General features: G+C 72.1%; 12 protein-coding genes. 5 read left to right on the plus strand and 7 right to left on the minus strand.

Annotated features, from left to right (window positions below):
- Window positions 1-3 precede the first annotated feature (3 nt).
- The 6 genes from PD653B2_RS00595 to PD653B2_RS00620 form a co-directional block, all read right to left on the minus strand.
- Complete coding sequence (locus PD653B2_RS00595; protein ID WP_085870389.1) at window positions 4-2337, minus strand: hypothetical protein; 2334 nt, start codon at window positions 2335-2337, stop codon at window positions 4-6.
- Entirely contained in the window at window positions 2334-6635 is a 4302-nt protein-coding gene (locus tag PD653B2_RS00600) for an FtsK/SpoIIIE domain-containing protein (protein WP_085870390.1), read from the minus strand. The genes PD653B2_RS00595 and PD653B2_RS00600 overlap by 4 nt, the downstream gene beginning before the upstream one ends.
- A 35-nt stretch (window positions 6636-6670) precedes the next feature.
- Complete coding sequence (locus PD653B2_RS00605; RefSeq protein WP_133058901.1) at window positions 6671-6934, minus strand: hypothetical protein; 264 nt, start codon at window positions 6932-6934, stop codon at window positions 6671-6673.
- A gap of 67 nt (window positions 6935-7001) precedes the next feature.
- Window positions 7002-8624: a peptidoglycan-binding domain-containing protein gene (locus PD653B2_RS00610; RefSeq protein ID WP_085870392.1), complete on the minus strand. Its 1623-nt coding sequence runs from the start codon at window positions 8622-8624 to the stop codon at window positions 7002-7004.
- A 195-nt stretch (window positions 8625-8819) separates the two neighbouring features.
- On the minus strand, window positions 8820-9089 hold the full coding sequence (locus PD653B2_RS00615; protein WP_133058900.1) for a hypothetical protein: 270 nt from the start codon (window positions 9087-9089) through the stop codon (window positions 8820-8822).
- A 62-nt stretch (window positions 9090-9151) separates the two neighbouring features.
- The gene (locus PD653B2_RS00620) at window positions 9152-9997 is read right to left on the minus strand and encodes a hypothetical protein (protein ID WP_085870394.1); all 846 of its coding nucleotides are present in this window, start codon (window positions 9995-9997) and stop codon (window positions 9152-9154) included.
- A gap of 87 nt (window positions 9998-10084) precedes the next feature.
- Here PD653B2_RS00620 and PD653B2_RS00625 point away from each other — a divergent pair, with 87 nt between their 5' ends.
- From PD653B2_RS00625 to clpX, 5 genes are all read left to right on the plus strand, one after another.
- On the plus strand, window positions 10085-11245 hold the full coding sequence (locus tag PD653B2_RS00625; RefSeq protein WP_165763270.1) for a lipase family alpha/beta hydrolase: 1161 nt from the start codon (window positions 10085-10087) through the stop codon (window positions 11243-11245).
- A gap of 7 nt (window positions 11246-11252) precedes the next feature.
- Entirely contained in the window at window positions 11253-11726 is a 474-nt protein-coding gene (locus tag PD653B2_RS00630; RefSeq protein WP_085870396.1) for an SRPBCC family protein, read from the plus strand.
- 136 nt (window positions 11727-11862) lie between these two features.
- On the plus strand, window positions 11863-12450 hold the full coding sequence (locus PD653B2_RS00635) for an ATP-dependent Clp protease proteolytic subunit (protein WP_085870397.1): 588 nt from the start codon (window positions 11863-11865) through the stop codon (window positions 12448-12450).
- Between the two features lie 38 nt (window positions 12451-12488).
- Window positions 12489-13100, plus strand: coding sequence for an ATP-dependent Clp protease proteolytic subunit (locus PD653B2_RS00640; protein WP_085870398.1), 612 nt, complete (start codon window positions 12489-12491; stop codon window positions 13098-13100).
- Between the two features lie 109 nt (window positions 13101-13209).
- Complete coding sequence (clpX, locus tag PD653B2_RS00645) at window positions 13210-14490, plus strand: ATP-dependent Clp protease ATP-binding subunit ClpX (protein WP_085870399.1); 1281 nt, start codon at window positions 13210-13212, stop codon at window positions 14488-14490.
- 77 nt (window positions 14491-14567) lie between these two features.
- Here clpX and valS read toward each other — a convergent pair whose 3' ends face one another.
- Entirely contained in the window at window positions 14568-17207 is a 2640-nt protein-coding gene (valS, locus tag PD653B2_RS00650; protein WP_414689145.1) for a valine--tRNA ligase, read from the minus strand.
- Between the last annotated feature and the right edge of the window lie 21 nt (window positions 17208-17228).

Consider the following 17228-nt stretch of genomic DNA (forward strand, 5'->3'; position numbering starts at 1 on the left):
GAGTCACGAGCAGCGGTCGCAGAGCACTCGTTGCTCCGTCTCCCACTCGTACGTCGCGCTCGTGACGGTCGCGACGCCGTTGCTGGCGGTGAACAGGATCGAGTGGTCGAACCTGCCGTCGTCGGGAGCCCGAGCGGGGCCGTTGTCGATCGCGACGCTGATCCTCTTGCTGCTGCAGGGGTACTCGGTCGTGACGTCCCCGGTGCGGTTGCCGCTGTGCGTCCACGTGCACGTGCCCTGGAACTGCACCCAGTCGGGCGGCGGGGCCAGGGTCAGCGTGGTGGTGCCGAGGCCGGCGCTGGAGAAGCCGGTCCAGGTCGTGTCGTCGTCGCGGACCAGCTGCTTGCCGGCGGCCGGCAGCACCGGCGGCACCGGGCCGTCGTACGACAGCGTCGCGTTGGCCGGAGGCCCGTCTCCCTTGGCGTTGGTGGCGGTGATCCGCACGGTGACCGGGCTCGGGTTGCAGTAGGTCGACTGGCAGTACGTCGTGAACGTCGCGCTGGTGGTCGTGAACGTTTGGGTCTGGGTGCCGTAGGCATCGGACATCACGACGGTGTAGCTGACGACCGGGGAGCCGTTGTCGGTCGCGGGGCTCCAGCTGACGTTGACCGCGGCCGAGGTGTCGTCGGGGTTGCCGCTCACGTGGCCGACGACGTCGGTGACCGCCGAGGGCCGCCCGGACGTGTTGACCGCGTTGGAGGGTGCGGACGTCTCGTAGGGGTCGCCCTCGCGGATGGCGGTGACGGTGAAGCGGTGGGGGCCGGGGGCGACGGAGACGGTCGTCTGCCGCTCCTCGCCGGAGACCGTCACCAGGACCGGGCCGTCCTCCTCCTGCACGGTGAACGAGTCGGCCGGGTCGCCCGCATGGGTCCAGGTCACCTGGACGCTGCCGGAGGGGAGCTCGGCGGCGGTCACGGTGCGGGGTGCCTGGAGCGGGTGCGGGGCGTTGGGGTTGCCCGTCGTGCTCGGGTTGCGGGTCTCGTGCGGGCCCGGGGACTCCGGCTCGCCGGTCGGCCCCGTGGAGGGCGAGGTGTCGGGCTGCTCCGTCGGTGGTCCGCTGGGCGGTGTGGTCGCCACGTTCGTGGGCGGGACCGCGGGTCCGGACGTGACCGTGGCGGTGATGGGCTGGATGGCCGGCGGGGAGACCAGGGAGTGCGCGCCGCCGGACGACGGCTGCAGCGACTCGTCGTACCGGACGATGGTCGACACGGTGCCGTCGGAGTGGACGACCGCGCCCTTGGTCGCGCCGGGCACGTTGATCAGCAGGTTGCCGTCGTCGAGGACCAGGTCGGGGTCGCCGTCGTCGGCCGCGACCTCGATGTCGGCGCCGGCGCGGCGGCCGTCGGGGGTGAGCCGGACGACCCGTCCGGCCCCGGTGCACGGCACGTAGACGAGCCCCTCGAAGACCTCGGGGCGGCCGGGCTTCTCGCAGCCGATCGCGCTCATCTCGACCTCGCGGACCTGACCGTCGCCGACGATCGCGACGGTGCCGGTGTCGGGCGACGACGCGGGCACCAGATCGCCGGGCGAGGAGGTGGGCACGGCGAGCTCGCCGGAGATGCGGGCGGCGTCGGCCACCACGTCGTGACCGGTGCCGACCTGGACGACGATGCCCTCGTCGGGGCCGAAGACGGTGACGCCGCGCTCGTGCCCGACGACCACGGAGCGCGCGCCGCTGTGGTCGATCTGGCGGTCGTCCTCGACCACGAACTGCTGGCTCGAGGACGACCAGCGCAGCTCGGTGAGGAGGCCCTGGGGGTCGATCGCCCAGAGGTGGCCCCGGCCGTCGATGGCGGCGTCGGCGATGCCCTCGGGCGAGCTCCACATCTCACCGATCGCCTCGGTCGTGACCGGGTCGACGTCGGCGATCGTGCCGCGCTCGCGGTCGAGGAGGAACACCGTGTCGCCGTGGTGGAGCACGTCGGTGGCGCCGCCGGGCGTGATGCGCTGCTGGCCGGACGCCAGGATGCTGGTGAGGTCGAAGGACGTCAGCGTGCCGGTCGTGCGGTTGGTGACGATCAGGCGGCCGTCGTACTGCGCCACGTCGAGCTGGTCGCCGTCGGCGCCGACGGGGAGGCGGGCCTCCGGCCGGCCGGTCGCGGGGTTGACCTCGATGACCTCGCCGGTCGGGTCGTCGGTGAACCAGGTGAGCCCGTCGGCGATGTCGACGGCGGTGCGGGTGACCCCGTTGCCGAAGAGGACGCCGGCCACCAGCGAGGCGGCGACCACCACGACCGAGAGCTCGGCGGCGCCACGCGCGCTGCGCTGGTGCTTGCCGGGTGCCAGGGCACGCAGTCGAGCCGCGATGCCGTGTGTGGCACGGGTGAGCCCGTTCATTCCGCCTCCCGAGTCAGCGGTGTGGTGCCTGGTTCATGTCCTGGATGAGTGAGGAGCTGAGCGACCCACGTCGACCCGGCCTCGCACCACAGGCCCCGACCGGGGCCCGAGAGCGGCTCCGTGGTCTTGCTCGGCACCGTCACTCCGAGGACATCGCCATCGTTCCACTCCGGCTGGAGCACGAAACCTCGGCGACCCTGGCGTGCGACGCTCACGAGACCCTCGGGTCCGCCGCGCTGCTTGGCCTGTGTCATCTCTGCGGTGACGACCGCTCCGAGCCGGCTGCCCGGGTCGACCATCGCCTTCACCAACGAGGCAGTGGCGGTCCGGGTCACGTCGTCGGACACCGCGCGGGTGTCCCACTGGTGGGCGTCGTCGACGAGGAGGAGCGCCCAGTCCGCGGGGTCGCGCTCACCGGTGAGCCAGGCGCCGACCTCGGCCGCCGCGGTGACCGGGTCGGTCGACCGGATGACCACCGGCGGGTGCTCGCCGCGGCCCACCAGCGCCTCGATGCCGTCCAGGGCGCTGGTCCGCCCGGAGCGGGACCGGCCGGCGATGATGACGGGGGCGCCGAGCAGGTCGACCTCGACCACGGCGACGGCGTCCGCGTCCACGGCCAGCGGCACCCGGCTGCCGGTCGGCGCGGGCAGCGAGCCGTGGTCGAGACGGGCCGGCATGGGCGGCACCGGCGCGGCACCACGGCCGGCCACCCGCGGGGCGAGCAGGTCGCCGATCGCCCGGACCCGCTCGGTCTGCACCGGGGTGCCGGCCCCGCCGGTGGTGGCGATCTGCACGGAGGACCGGTTGAGCATGCCCGCACCGGGGGCGCTGTCGCCGTCGACCACGTTGGCCGGGACGCCGAGCATCAGGTAGTCGTCGGTCGTCGTCATCCGCAGCACGAGGCGGCGCCCGAAGGTCGCCGCCAGCGCGGTCGGCACGCCGGTGCGGCCGGGGGCGGTCGCGACCACGTGGATGCCGACGCGGCGGCCGTTCTGGAGCACGTTCTGGATGTGCTCGAGGTGCTTGCGAGCCACGCCGCCCGCCGACTCGAGGCCGTCGACCAGTGCGGGGAGGTTGTCGATGACGACGTAGACCCGCGGCAGCACGGTGCCCATCCGGGCCAGGTCGTCGAGGTCCGAGCAGCCGTGGGCGGCGAGCGCCGAGGTGCGGTCGGCGACGGTGCGCCGCAGCAGCCGCAGCAGGCGCAGCACCCGGCCCTGGTGGCTCTCCGGGACGACCGCCTCGACCGTCGGGAGTCCCGCGATCGCGGAGAGGCCGCCGCCGGCGTAGTCGATGCCGTAGACGTACGGCGCGACGCCGTGGGCGCCGAACGCGTCACCGAGCGAGGCCGCGAGGACCGTCGTGCGCAGCAGCTCGGTCTTGCCGGAGCCGGACGCGCCGTACACCAGCACGTGGCCGACGGACGCGAAGTCGACGAGGAGCTGCGGCTGCTGCTGGGCGGCCGGCTCGTCGATGCGACCGAGGACGACGCGGCCGGACGGGCGGTCGACGGACTCGGCCATCAGCCGGTCCGGCTCGAGCAGCAGCTCGGCGGGCAGCGGCGGCAGCCAGGGCCGCTTCGGGGGCGCGGCCTCGGTGCGGGCGAACGCCGTGCGGATGGTGGTGACGCAGCGGACCAGGTCGGTGCGCGGGTCGAGCCGGACCTCCTCGCCGAGGCCGCTCTCGAGGGATCCGGACGCGGAGAAAGGCTGCACGCGGACCGGGTTCTCGCCCGCGTCGACCGGCTGGCGGGCACCGGTCCAGGCCGACTGGACGAGCTCGGCGGTGCCGTGCCCGGTGCGCCGGATCCAGGCCCGGCCCGGCGTGCGGCGCGAGATCCGCGCGGCTTCGGGGGAGTCGATGACGTCGCGGGAGTCGTCCGCCGACGAGACGCGCAGCGCGATGCGCAGGTCGGTGTTGGCGCGGATCGGGCCGGTCACGACGCCGGCCGGGCGCTGGGTCGCGAGCAGCACGTGCATGCCGAGGGACCGGCCGCGCTGCGCGAGGTTGACGATGCCGTCGACGAACTCCGGCACCTCCTGGGTGAGCGCCGCGAACTCGTCGACGCAGATCAGCACGCTGGGGACGGCGGCCTCCGGGTGCTCGCGCTCGAGCTGCACCAGGTCCTTCACGCCGTACTGGCCCAGGAGGTGCTCGCGGGCGGTGATCTCGGCGCCCAGTGAGGTGAGCGCCCGCTGCACCAGCGCGGGCGTCAGGTCGGTGATGTAGCCGACGGTGTGCGGCAGGTCGGCGCACTCGCGGAACGCCGCGCCGCCCTTGTAGTCGACGAGCAGGAAGTTCATCCGGCTCGGCGGGTTGTTGAGGGCCAGCGAGCAGATCAGCGACTGGAGCAGCTCGCTCTTGCCGGAGCCGGTGGTGCCGGCGACCAGGCCGTGCGGGCCGTCCTCGCGCAGGTCGATGGTCACGGTGCCGTCGATGCCGGAGCCGATCTGGGCGCGCAGCCCGGACGACTGGCTCCAGCGACGTAGCACCGCGACGATGTCGTCGAGGTCCTCGAAGTCGCTGCTCACCTCGGGCAGCCGCACCACCGACGGGATCGCGGTCGACGCGGGCAGCACGGCGGCCTCGTCGACGTAGCCGGTCATCGAGCGGGCGCTGCGCCAGGCGTGGTCGAGGGTGACGCCGTCGGCGGTGTCGATCCGGCTGATGCCGCCGCGGTCGCGGACACCGACCTCGCCGGTGGCGAGGTCGATCCGCAGCCCGGTGGCCGCCGGGACCTCGTCGGGGTTCGACCCCAGCCAGACCAGGTGGAGGTTGCGCTCCGGGGCGGCCGCGGCGACGGCCTCGACGGTACGGCGCGCGATGCCGGCGAGCTCGTCGACGAAGCAGATGGTGTGGCCGCTGTTGCCGTCCTCGGCGACCAGGTGGTCGAGCAGCGAGGTGGCGTCCCGGGAGCCGATCGCGACCGGGGGCTGGCCGCCGACGCGGGTGGTGGCGTGGGGGAGCCAGCGCAGCCAGGCCTCGTGGCTCTTGCGACCGCGGCCGAAGCAGCCCGCGACGGTGACCTCGGAGGGCGAGTGGTCGAAACCCAGCCGCAGCATCATCGAGCGGGCCAGCGCGTCGACGTGGTCGTCCGGGCCGGTGAGCGCGACCACCGTGTGCTGGGAGAGGTCCGCCAGCACGGGCATGTCCTCGAGGGTGTCGCGCTCGGCGAGCTCGGCGGCGACCTCGCGGCGTGCGGGCCGGTCGCCACCGTCCTTGATCGCGCCGCGCAGCATCGCGGGCACGGAGCCGATGCCGAGCCGGGTGACCAGGAATGCCTGGCGGTCCTCGGCGCGGGCCCAGAGGTACTTGTCGCGGGACGCGGCGCGGGCCCGCACCGTCTCCGGGTCGGGGTAGTCGTCGTGGAACTGCCTGCGCTGGCGGGCGGCCTGGTCGTCGAGCAGGGTGAGCATGTCGTCGACGTCCTGGCGCCACTCGGCGAGCTCCTCCTCGAACTGCTTGCGGGCCTGGCGCTTCTGCTGCCACCAGCCCAGGCCGCCGAGGACCGGCCAGCCGAACATGTAGACGAGCCCGTACATGCTGTGCGAACGCATCAGGATCGCGAAGCCCATCACCATCGGCAGCATCAGCATCGCCCACGGCAGCGGCGACGGGCGGTTCTTCGAGGGCGGTGACGGGAGGTCGAGGACCTCGTCGACGAGCGGGTCGCCGAAGCGCGGCGGGCGGTAGACGGAGACCTCGACGTCGTCGCCGGGCACCTCGCCGGCGTCGATGACCAGGGTGCTCCGGCCCAGCCGGATGGGGGTGCCCCAGTCGATCTCGCGGGCGCTGGTGAGCCGCTCGCCGGCGACGGAGGTGCCGTTGGCCGAGCCCTCGTCGTACACGGTCGGGCGAGCACCGAGGATGATCCGTGCGTGCTGCTGGGAGACCAGGGGGTCGGTGAGTCGCAGCGTGCAGGTGGCGGCCCGGCCGAGGGTCATCGAGGTGGTGCGGACGTGCACGCGCTGGCCGCGGTCGGGGCCCTCGGTGACGCGGAGGACCGCGCGCGGCCGGGCGGTGCTGCTCACCCGGGTCAGCCAGGCGGCGGGGGCCGAGACGACGTCGACCAGGTCGCCGGTGCGCAGACCGCACTCGGCGAGCGGCCGGTCGGCCGGCCAGGGGCTGGTGCCGTCGCAGGGCACCAGGTGGAGATGGGGCTGGTCCGGGGCGACGTGCCGGCCGAAGGCCCGGGCCAGGTGGGCGACGGTCGCCCCCGGCCGGGCCTGGACGTGCACGTCGACCGACGGGAGGCCCGACTCGGGAGCTGGTCGCAGCGACAGGATCCAGCTCTGCATGTCGGGCCTCCGTCGGTCGAGTGGGAGAGCAGGTCCTAGTTGGAGACCTGCTCCTGCTCCTGGGCCTGGTTGTTGATCAGCGTCGAGAACTCCTGCAGCGAGTTGGTCACCTGGGTGAGCATCGTGCGGTAGTCCGACTGCCAGGACTGACGGGTGCGCTCGGCGTCCGGGCCGATCCACTCGAAGCCCTCGATCACCTGGGTCAGGCGGCCCGTGAGCTGCTCGAGCTCGGAGGCACCCTGCGTGATCTGCTGGGCCGACTGACGGCCGGCCTCGACATCCATACCCTTCATGGCCATGGTTCTGCTCCTTCGTCTCGTTCGTTGCTTCTACTGAGTTCTGGTGGGAGGGACTGCTCGTGGGGGACTAGCGGCCTCCCATCCGGTTGCGGACCGCGGAGGTCGCCTCGTCGGTGGTGATCCGGCCGTCGTGGTCGAAGTCCAGCGGGGCGTTGGCGGAGTAGGCCGCCGTGCCCTGGCTGAACAACGTCTCGCCGGCGGCGTGCGGGTGCCCGGAGAGGATCGAGGTGTAGACGCTCTCGAGATCGCCCAGGCGACCTCGGAACGGCTCGAAGTAGCGCTCGACGTACGGCAGCTGCTCGGTCGGCGTCATCCGGGCCAGGTCGGCCGTCGTGGTGCCGAGGCCCTTGGCGGTGCCGTCCATGAACTGGATCAGCCCGGTGGCGCTGCTGTGCGGGTTCTTGACGTCGGCCGCGAAGGTGCCGCCGGTCTCGAAGCTCATCGCCGCCAGCAGGTGCTCGGGCCGGGCACCCACCCGTTGAGCGACACCCTCGACGCCACGGAGGAACTCCGGGGTGACGTTGGCGTTGCCGCGCACGCCGCTGATCTGGGTGTAGTCGTACCCGCTGGGTGCGGTGTAGCCGCTGCCCGGCGTGATCTGCAGCGGGTGGTCGGCGCGGTACGCGTTGTACGCCGCCTGCGTGTTCGAGCCCCACTGCCCGTCCGAGCCGCGGGTGTCGTAGCCGGCCGCGGTGAGCTTGTCCTGGAGCTCCTTGACCTGGGGACCGCTGCTGCCGCGCCCGTTCCGGCTGGCGAGCTGGTCGATCGCCGGGTCGTTGCCGCCGGAGCCGCGGGCCGCGAGGGCCGCGCCACCGAGGCCGGCCGCCGCCGCGCCACCGGCGATGCCGGCCGCCGCGCCGTACGACGGCGAGCCGGTGCCCGCGGTCGCGGCGTCGGCCGTGCCGGTGTGGCCCATCGTGCCGAGGCTGTCGGCGCCCGGGGTCGCGCCGCCGAAGCCACCGGCCGTCGAGCCGGACGTGTGGGAGGCGGGGGAGCCGTCGCTGTTGACGCCGCCGTCCGCACCACCGCCGATGGTGCTGGAGCCGAGGGTGGACGTGTCGCCCCCACCGGCCGGGATGCTCCCGCCGCCCGCGCTGCCGCCGCCCGGCGTGGCGCCGCCGATGCCCTGACCACCGTCCGGGGTGTGGGCGACGTGGGCCTGTCCCTTGTCGAGCGCGCCGTCGAGGCCGGTGGCGGACCCGATCGCGGTGGGGGTGCCGCACATGGCGGGGTCGACCGACGCGGCGGTGCCGGTGTCCGTGCTGCCGTCGCCGTCCACGGCGTCGGCGATCGCGTTGACGATCGCGATGCCCTGGAGGGCGTCGCCGATGATGGTGCCCGCGAACGGCTGGACCGCGGTGTCGCCGGTGGCCTGCGGGGTGTAGGTCGGCAGCGACCCGAAGTCGACCGACTCGCCCTGGCTGGCCTGGTCCTGTGCCTCGGCGTTGGCGTTGAGGACCTGGGCGAACATGCCCAGCGCCATGGAGATCTTCTGCAGCCACGGCACCACGACGGTCTCGAGGTAGGTGGCGTAGGCGGCACTCGCGCCGCCGCTGAAGAACGACGCGGCCCGGAGGATCGCGATCAGGGCCTTGAGGTAGGTGATCACCTGGTCGGTGGTCTCCTTGCCGTCTTGGCAGACCTGGCCCGCATCCCTGAGCTCGTCGGTGTCTGCGCCGAGGAACGACATCGGCTGCTCCTTCGTCCGTGCCACCCCCCGATGGGTGGCGATGCCCCGGACCGTAGGCACGCCGGCCGCACCGCGTCGATGGCTGGAGGGGTGGAAGGTTCCGCTCTGTAGACAGGGATTCGAGGCCTTCCCGACACGGCAGCAGGGCCGCCGGCGGTCCGGCGGCCCTGCTGTCGGGAGGTGCGTGCGGGTGCGTCAGCTGCTGGCGGCGTCCTGCCGGTCGGCGTGCACGATCAGCACGCGGCCCTGCTCGTCGAGGGTCTGCGCCGCGTTGTTGGCCTGGGGTGCGAAGCTGCCGTGCCAGTCGCTCTCGAAGTTCTGCCGGTCGCTGCCCTGCCACGTGAGGCCCTGGATCATCGCGCTGATGTTGGCGACCATCCCGGCGACCTGGCCGGCCTGCTGGCCCATGTTCTGCCCGACCTCGCGGCCGTGCTCGGTGTCCATCCCTTGCATGCTCTGGCTCATCGGCCTGCTCCTGTCTGTGCTTGGGGTCCTCACGGACGGTAGGCACGGCCGGAGCCGGGCGACTAGGGCGAGGCGGGTGGAACGTTCCGCCGTGCTGCGGCCCGGTCGGCGAGCTCGAGGTCCTCGACGGTGACCAGCCGGACCTCCGCCGTACGACGCCCGATCGCGAAGCGGACGTTCTGCGCGCGACCCGTGCCGGCCCGGAACGGGTCGTCCTTCGGGCCGAACGCGAGGGCCGAGATCGAGCGGATGGCGTCGTCGACCCGCTGCGCGCGCTCGAGGTTCCAGGCGTAGCCGTGCCACTCCAGGATGCGCTCGTAGATCTCCCGGTTGGACGGCGGGCGCGGGTAGTCGTCGGTGCCGGAGAGCCACGGCTCGGCCAGCGCCAGCGCGACGTACCACTCGCGCGACTCGCGCGGCAGGTGCGGCGCCGGCGCGGTGACCGTCTCGCCGGCGAGGTCCTCGGTGGACGGCGCCGGGCGGGGCGCGGGCTCGGGGACCGACGAGGTGACCTCGACGACGATCGCGAGGTCGTCGTACGTCGTGGCCGACGTCTGGCGCCCGCGCATCACGACGAGCTGGTTCTCGCCCTCGTCGAGGAGCAGCGACATGCCCTCCGCGAGCGTGACCCGCCGCGCGCCGCCGGGCGCGTCGAAGAGGCTGGACACCTGGGTCTCGCCCGACCCGTGCCAGCGCAGCCGGGCGATCTCCTCGCCGACGACGAGCTCGCCCAGCAGCCGGGAGACGTGCGGCGCGCAGCGGGGGAGCGCGATCGCGGTGGTGCGGAGCGCGTCGTCGGCGTCACCGTCGGGGATCGACTGGTGGGGGGAGCGGCCGAAGAGCAGCGTCTCGCCCGAGCCGAGGGTCACCGTCGGCAGACCTGACCCGCGCAGGGTCACCCGGAGCATGGCCGCACCATGGGCAAATCCAACCACAGGAACCACACCCCGGTGCGGTTAGTGCACGACCGTTCACTGAGCGCCTATGCTCCCGTCATGGCCCCGACCCGCGCCCAGACCCGAGCCCGGACTCGAGCCCCGAGTGGCCCCGGCGTCCTCGACGCCCTCTCGCTGCTGTCCGAGGTGGCCGACGAGCTGGTGGTCCGCAGCGTGCGCGACACCCACGACGCGTGGGCCGACCGGTTCGGCGGGTACCCCGGGCGGTCGATCACGTCGGCGGTGTACGGCGGCATGAGCCTGGGGCTGCGCGCCGCCTCGGCCGGGCTCGGCAAGGTCGCCGGGACCGGAGTCGGCCCACGGCTCGAGGACGGCCCGCGCGGGCGCTTCGTCAGCTCGGCCGTCAACGGCCTCATCGGCGACCGCCTCGTCGAGGAACGGCCGCGGATGGCGATCTCGATGGCGGTGCGGGCGCACGGCGCCGACGTGCCGCTCGACCGGGACGGTCTCGCCGGCACGTTCCCCGAGGCCACCGGCCGGGTCGCGGTGTTCCTGCACGGGCTCTGCGAGAACGAGTCCTACTGGGACCGCGGGCGCGAGCGCGCCGGCACGACGTACGGCGAGATGCTCACGGACGAGGGGTGGACGCCGGTCTTCCTGCGCGTCAACACGGGGCTCGGGCTGCGGGCGAACGGCGTCGCTCTCTCCGCGCTGATGCAGCGGCTGGTCGAGGAGTGGCCGGTCCCGGTCACCCGGATCGCCCTGGTCGGCCACTCCATGGGCGGCCTGATCGTGCGCGCGGCCGGCGCGGTCGCGAGCCCGGTCGAGACGCCGTGGACGGACCTGGTCTCCGACGTCGTCACCCTCGGCACGCCCCACCTCGGCGCGCCGATCGCCCGCGGCATCGGGCACGGCAGCCGCGGGCTCGGCAAGCTGCCGGAGACCGCGCCGTTCGGGCGGATCCTGGACTGGCGCTCGGTCGGCGTCCACGACCTGGTCGCCGGGCTGGCCGAGGACGTGCCGCCGCTGCCGCACGCGCGCTACCGGCTCGTGGCCGCCACGGTGACCGCCGACAAGCGGCACCCGGTCGGCCACGTCGTCGGCGACTTCCTGGTGCGAGTGCCGTCGGCGTACGGCCGCGACCGCCACGGGCAGCAGCTGTTCCCGGGCGCCACCGTCCTGCACCTCGGCCGCACCGACCACTTCGGCCTGCTCAACCACCCGGAGGTCCACCGGGCCCTGCGCGAGTGGCTGGCATGATCCGGGCATGAGAGCCGACCGAGAGCTCCGGGCCGAGGCGATGATCGCCGCGCCCCCCGACCGGGTGTGGGCGCTGCTCACCGACTTCGCCCGGATGCCCGACTGGAGCCCCGAGCTGGTGCGGATGGTGGCCCTCAAGCCCGGCGGCCTGCGGGTCGGGCAGTGGTACCTCGGCATCAACCGGCGCAAGGCGGTGGTCTGGCCCACGCGCAGCGTCGTGTCGCAGCTCGAGCCCGGCCGCGTCGTCGCCTGGGACACGACGTCGAGCGGCGCCCGGTGGATCTGGGAGCTGGCACCCGACGGCGAGGGCACCCAGGTCGTGCACCGGCGGCCGGTGCCGAAGCGGGTGACCCGGATGAGCAAGGTCTTCGCCCCGCTCGCCCTCGGCGGCAGCGAGAGCCACGCCGACGAGCTCGAGGCCGGCATGGCCGAGACCGTCTCCCGGCTCAAGGCCGCTGTCGAGCCCGCGGGGCGCTCGTAAATCTGCTGTCGGCGAACACCGGGGGATTGGCCGTGGAACTGTCGATCCTTCCGGCTAGGGTCGCATCGTGACCCAGAACTCCAGGCCTGCCTCTGACCCGGGGACCCACGCTCCGCAGCTCAACGGCGGCGGCGGGATGAACGTCCTCGACGACCACATCTACCAGCGGCTGCTGCGCGAGCGGATCGTCTTCCTCGGCTCCGAGGTGCGCGACCAGAACGCCAACGCGATCTGCGCCCAGCTGCTCCTGCTCTCGGCCGAGGACCCCGAGGCCGACATCTTCCTGCACATCAACTCGCCGGGTGGCTCGGTCGACGCGGGCATGGCGATCTACGACACCATGAACTACATCCCCAACGACGTCGCGACCGTCGGCATGGGCCTGGCCGCGTCCATGGGCCAGTTCCTGCTCTGCGCCGGCACCAAGGGCAAGCGCTACGCCCTGCCCCACGCGCGGATCATGATGCACCAGCCGTCCTCCGGCATGGGTGGCTCCGCCTCCGACATCAAGATCCAGGCGCAGCAGTCGCTGCACATCAAGAAGGTGCTCCTCGAGCTCATCGCCGAGCACACCGGCCAGACGGTCGAGCAGGTCGAGAACGACGCCGACCGCGACCGCTGGTTCACCGCCGAGCAGGCGAAGGACTACGGCCTGGTCGACCAGGTCGTCAAGAGCGCCCGCGAAGCCGCCGACGACGGCCGGCCCGCCCGGCAGAAGGACTGATCCGCGTGTCTGCACCCACCCCTGAGCTGAGCCCCTCGATGAACTACTACATCCCGCAGTGGGAGGAGCGCACGTCGTACGGCTTCCGCCGCATCGACCCCTACGCCAAGCTGTTCGAGGACCGCATCATCTACCTCGGTACCCCGATCTCCGACGACGTGGCCAACGCGGTCATCGCCCAGCTGCTGTGCCTCCAGTCGATGAACCCCGACCAGGACATCAGCATCTACATCAACAGCCCCGGTGGCTCGTTCACCGCGCTGACGGCGATCTACGACACGATGAAGTTCATCAAGCCCGACGTGCAGACCGTGTGCATCGGGCAGGCCGCCTCGGCGGCTGCGATCCTGCTCGCGGCCGGCACCCCCGGCAAGCGGCTGGCGCTGCCCAACAGCCGGATCCTCATCCACCAGCCCTACACCGAGGGCACGTTCGGCCAGACGTCCGACATCGAGATCCAGGCCAACGAGATCCTGCGCATGCGCGAGCTGCTCGAGAAGATGATCAGCGACCACAGCGGCCGCGACATCGAGCAGGTCAGCCGCGACATCGAGCGCGACAAGATCCTGACCGCCGAGGGAGCGGTGGAGTACGGCCTGATCGACGCCGTGCTCCAGTCCCTCAAGGGCACCCCCGCGGTGACCGGCTGACGCTCCGACACCGTTCGTCGTGTCCGGCCACGAACCGGGGGCGGCACGGAGTACCGTCGGACAGGTTTTCGTACGACCCGCAGAGCTCGACCAACCGGAGGATGACCCCGTGGCACGTATCGGTGACGGAGGCGACCTGCTGAAGTGCTCCTTCTGCGGAAAGAGCCAGAAGCAGGTCAAGAAGCTGATCGCCGGCCCCGGCGTCTACATCTGCGACGAGTGCATCGATCTCTGCAACGAGATCATCGAGGAAGAGCTGAGCGAGGGCACCGAGGTCAGCCTCGACGAGCTGCCCAAGCCCAAGGAGATCTTCGAGTTCCTCAACTCCTACGTCATCGGCCAGGAGCAGGCCAAGAAGTCGCTCGCGGTCGCGGTCTACAACCACTACAAGCGGGTCCAGGCCGGCCTCCAGCCCATCTCGGGCAAGCACAGCAAGGAGGAGGTCGTCGAGGTCGCGAAGTCCAACATCCTCGTGATCGGCCCCACCGGCTGCGGCAAGACCTACCTCGCGCAGACGCTGGCCCGGATGCTCAACGTCCCGTTCGCGATCGCCGACGCGACCGCGCTCACCGAGGCGGGCTACGTCGGCGAGGACGTCGAGAACATCCTGCTCAAGCTGATCCAGGCCGCCGACTACGACGTCAAGAAGGCCGAGACCGGCATCATCTACATCGACGAGATCGACAAGGTGGCCCGCAAGGCCGAGAACCCCTCGATCACGCGCGACGTCTCGGGTGAGGGCGTCCAGCAGGCGCTGCTGAAGATCATCGAGGGCACGACCGCCTCGGTGCCGCCGCAGGGGGGTCGCAAGCACCCGCACCAGGAGTTCATCCAGATCGACACCACGAACATCCTCTTCGTCGTGGGCGGCGCCTTCGCCGGGCTCGAGCACATCGTCGAGCAGCGGGTCGGCAAGAAGACCCTCGGCTTCACCGCGGAGGTGCGGGGCGCGGCCGAGAAGGAGGCCGAGGACCTGCTGTCGCTGGTGCGTCCCGAAGACCTCACCAAGTTCGGCCTGATCCCCGAGTTCATCGGCCGGCTGCCTCTGATCGCGAGCGTCACCAAGCTCGACCAGGAGGCGCTGATCCAGATCCTCACCGAGCCGCGCAACGCGCTGGTCAAGCAGTACCAGAAGCTCTTCGAGCTCGACGGTGTCGAGCTCGAGTTCACCGAGGACGCCATCGCGGCCATCGCCGACAAGGCGATGGAGCGCGGCACCGGCGCCCGCGGTCTGCGCGCCATCATCGAGGAGGTCCTCCTCCACGTGATGTACGAGGTCCCCTCGCGCGGCGACATCGCCCGCGTGATCGTGACCGGCGAGGTCGTCCTCGACGACGTGGCCCCGACCCTGATCCCGCGCGAGACCGAGAAGAAGAAGAAGTCTGCCTGACGAGTCGGCGAAGCCGACTCGTCGATCGGGGGCAGCCCCCGAGCACGGCCACGACCGGGGTCACTGACGCCGGCGGGTCACTCCGCGACGGGCGCCAGCTCCGCGGCCACCGCGAGCTCGGTCGAGCCCTCGGTGGGCGTGAAGACCAGGTCGCCGGTGATCTTGCCGGTCTTGCGCAGGTCGTCGGCCGCCAGCTCCGCGGCCCGCACCAGCGCCTCGGGTCCGGAGATCTCCACCCGCGAGAGTTCGGCGCGCATCGACACCTTGGCGCTGGACTTCGCGCCGCGGATGCCGATCAGGGCGGCGGCGACCGCGTCCAGCATGCTCGGGTCGGCCGCGGCGGCCGAGCCGAGCTCGACGACGGTCGGCCAGGCGGCGAGGTGGATCGAGCTCCCCCCGGAGTCAGCAGAGCGCCACCACGACCAGACCTCCTCGGTGACGTAGGGCAGGAACGGCGCCAGCAGTCGCAGCTGCACGTCGAGCGCGATCGCGAGGGTGGCCCGCGCCGATGCGGTGGCCGCGCCGCCGTCCTCGTCGTACGCGCGCTCCTTGACCAGCTCGAGGTAGTCGTCGCAGAACTCCCAGAAGAACTTCTCGGTGGTCTCGAGGGCCGAGGTGTAGTCGTAGGCCTCGAAGGCGTCGGTGGCCGCCGTCACGACCTCGGCCAGCCGGCCGAGCAGCGAGCAGTCGATGGCCTCCGAGACCTCGAACGGGTTGACGCTGGTCGCGCCCACACCGCCGAGGACGAACTTCGACGCGTTGAGGACCTTCATCGCGAGCCGGCGCCCGACCTTCATCTGCGTCTCGTCGAACGGCGAGTCCAGGCCCGGGCGGGCCATCGCCGCCCGCCAGCGGACGGCGTCGGCGCCGAACTTGTCGAGGATGTCGGTCGGGACCACGACGTTGCCCTTCGACTTCGACATCTTCTTGCGGTCGGGGTCGAGGATGAAGCCGGAGACGAGCGCGTGCGACCAGGGCGCGACGTGGTGCTCGTAGTCGGCTCGCACCACGCGGGAGAACAGCCAGGTGCGGATGATGTCGTGCGCCTGGGTGCAGAGGTCCATCGGGAAGACGCGCTGCCAGAGGTCGTCGTCGGACTCCCAGCCGCCGGCGATCTGCGGCGTCAGCGACGAGGTGGCCCAGGTGTCCATCACGTCGGGGTCGCCCAGGAAGCCGTTCGGCTTCCCGCGCTGGTCCTCGCTGTAGCCGCTCGGCGCGACCGTCGACGGGTCGATCGGCAGCTCGTCCTCGCGGGGGAGCAGGGGGTGCTCGTAGTCGGGCTCGCCCTCGGCGTCGAGGGGGTACCAGACCGGGAACGGGATGCCGAAGAAGCGCTGGCGTGAGATCAGCCAGTCGCCGTTGAGGCCGCCGACCCAGTTGTCGTAGCGGTGCTTCATGTGGGCCGGGAACCACTGGATCTCGGCACCGCGTGCGAGCATCTCCGAGCGGATGCCGGCGTCGCGGCCGCCGTTGCGGATGTACCACTGGCGGGTCGCCACGATCTCGAGCGGCTTGTCGCCCTTCTCGTAGAAGTTCGTCATCCGCTGCGTGGGCTTCGGCTCGCCGTCGAGGTCGCCGGACTCACGGAGCTTGGCGACCATCACCTCGCGGGCGGAGAAGGTGGTCTTGCCCTTCAGGTCCTCGTACGCCGCGGCCGCGGTCTCGCTGCTCAGCCAGGCCGGGGTCTCGCGGGAGAGCCGGCCGTCGCGGCCGATCACGGTGCGGACCGGGAGGGCGAGCTCGCGCCACCAGGTGACGTCGGTGAGGTCACCGAACGTGCAGCACATCGCGATGCCCGCGCCCTTGTCCATCTCGGCGGCCGGGTGGGCGACCACCGGGACCTCGACGCCGAAGACGGGGCTGGTGACCGTGGTCCCGAAGAGCGGCTGGTAGCGCTCGTCGTCGGGGTGCGCGATCAGCGCGACCACGCTCGGGATCAGCTCGGGCCGGGTCGTCTCGATGAACACGGGGGTGCCGTCGGGCCGGTGGAAGGCGATGCGGTGGTAGGCGCCGGCGTACTCGCGGGCCTCGAGCTCGGCCTGCGCGACCGCGGTCTGGAACGTGACGTCCCAGAGCGTCGGCGCCTCCTGGAGGTAGGCCTCGCCGCGGGCGAAGTTGCGCAGGAACGCGCGCTGGCTGACGGTCTGCGCCTTGGCGCCGATGGTCGTGTAGTGCTGCTTCCAGTCGACCGAGAGGCCGAGGGTGCGCCACAGGGACTCGAAGACCTCTTCGTCCTGGACGACCAGCTGCTCGCAGAGCTCGATGAAGTTGGGCCGGCTGATCGGCACCTGCTTCTTCGGGTCGGGCTTCTCGGGCGGCGTGAAGCCGGCCTCGTAGGGCAGCGAGGGGTCGCAGCGGACGCCGTAGTAGTTCTGCACCCGGCGCTCGGTCGGCAGCCCGTTGTCGTCCCAGCCCATCGGGTAGAACACCGACTTGCCGCGCATCCGCTGGAAGCGCGCGATCAGGTCGGTGTGCGTGTAGGAGAAGACGTGGCCGACGTGCAGGCTGCCGCTCACGGTCGGCGGCGGCGTGTCGATCGAGTAGACGTTCTCGCGCGGCTGGGTGCGGTCGAAGGCGTAGGTGTCGTCGGCCCTCCAGCGCTCGCTCCAGGTCGCCTCGAGACCCTCGAGCGCGGGCTTGTCCGGTACGACGACCGCGCGCCGTTCGGCGTGGGTCGGCTCCGGTGCCTTGCTCTGTGTCTCGGTCATGCGCGAAATCCTAGTTTGCGACAGGTCTCG

It is taken from the genome of Nocardioides sp. PD653-B2 (genome assembly GCF_002117935.1).
GTDB lineage: Bacteria > Actinomycetota > Actinomycetes > Propionibacteriales > Nocardioidaceae > Nocardioides.

Coding starts and splice junctions, on each gene's coding strand:
- PD653B2_RS00595 (WP_085870389.1), bottom strand. CDS start 2,337: ATGAACGGGCTCACCCGTGCCACACACGGCATCGCGGCTCGACTGCGT.
- PD653B2_RS00600 (WP_085870390.1), bottom strand. CDS start 6,635: ATGCAGAGCTGGATCCTGTCGCTGCGACCAGCTCCCGAGTCGGGCCTC.
- PD653B2_RS00605 (WP_133058901.1), bottom strand. CDS start 6,934: ATGGCCATGAAGGGTATGGATGTCGAGGCCGGCCGTCAGTCGGCCCAG.
- PD653B2_RS00610 (WP_085870392.1), bottom strand. CDS start 8,624: ATGTCGTTCCTCGGCGCAGACACCGACGAGCTCAGGGATGCGGGCCAG.
- PD653B2_RS00615 (WP_133058900.1), bottom strand. CDS start 9,089: ATGAGCCAGAGCATGCAAGGGATGGACACCGAGCACGGCCGCGAGGTC.
- PD653B2_RS00620 (WP_085870394.1), bottom strand. CDS start 9,997: ATGCTCCGGGTGACCCTGCGCGGGTCAGGTCTGCCGACGGTGACCCTC.
- PD653B2_RS00625 (WP_165763270.1), top strand. CDS start 10,085: ATGGCCCCGACCCGCGCCCAGACCCGAGCCCGGACTCGAGCCCCGAGT.
- PD653B2_RS00630 (WP_085870396.1), top strand. CDS start 11,253: ATGAGAGCCGACCGAGAGCTCCGGGCCGAGGCGATGATCGCCGCGCCC.
- PD653B2_RS00635 (WP_085870397.1), top strand. CDS start 11,863: ATGAACGTCCTCGACGACCACATCTACCAGCGGCTGCTGCGCGAGCGG.
- PD653B2_RS00640 (WP_085870398.1), top strand. CDS start 12,489: ATGAACTACTACATCCCGCAGTGGGAGGAGCGCACGTCGTACGGCTTC.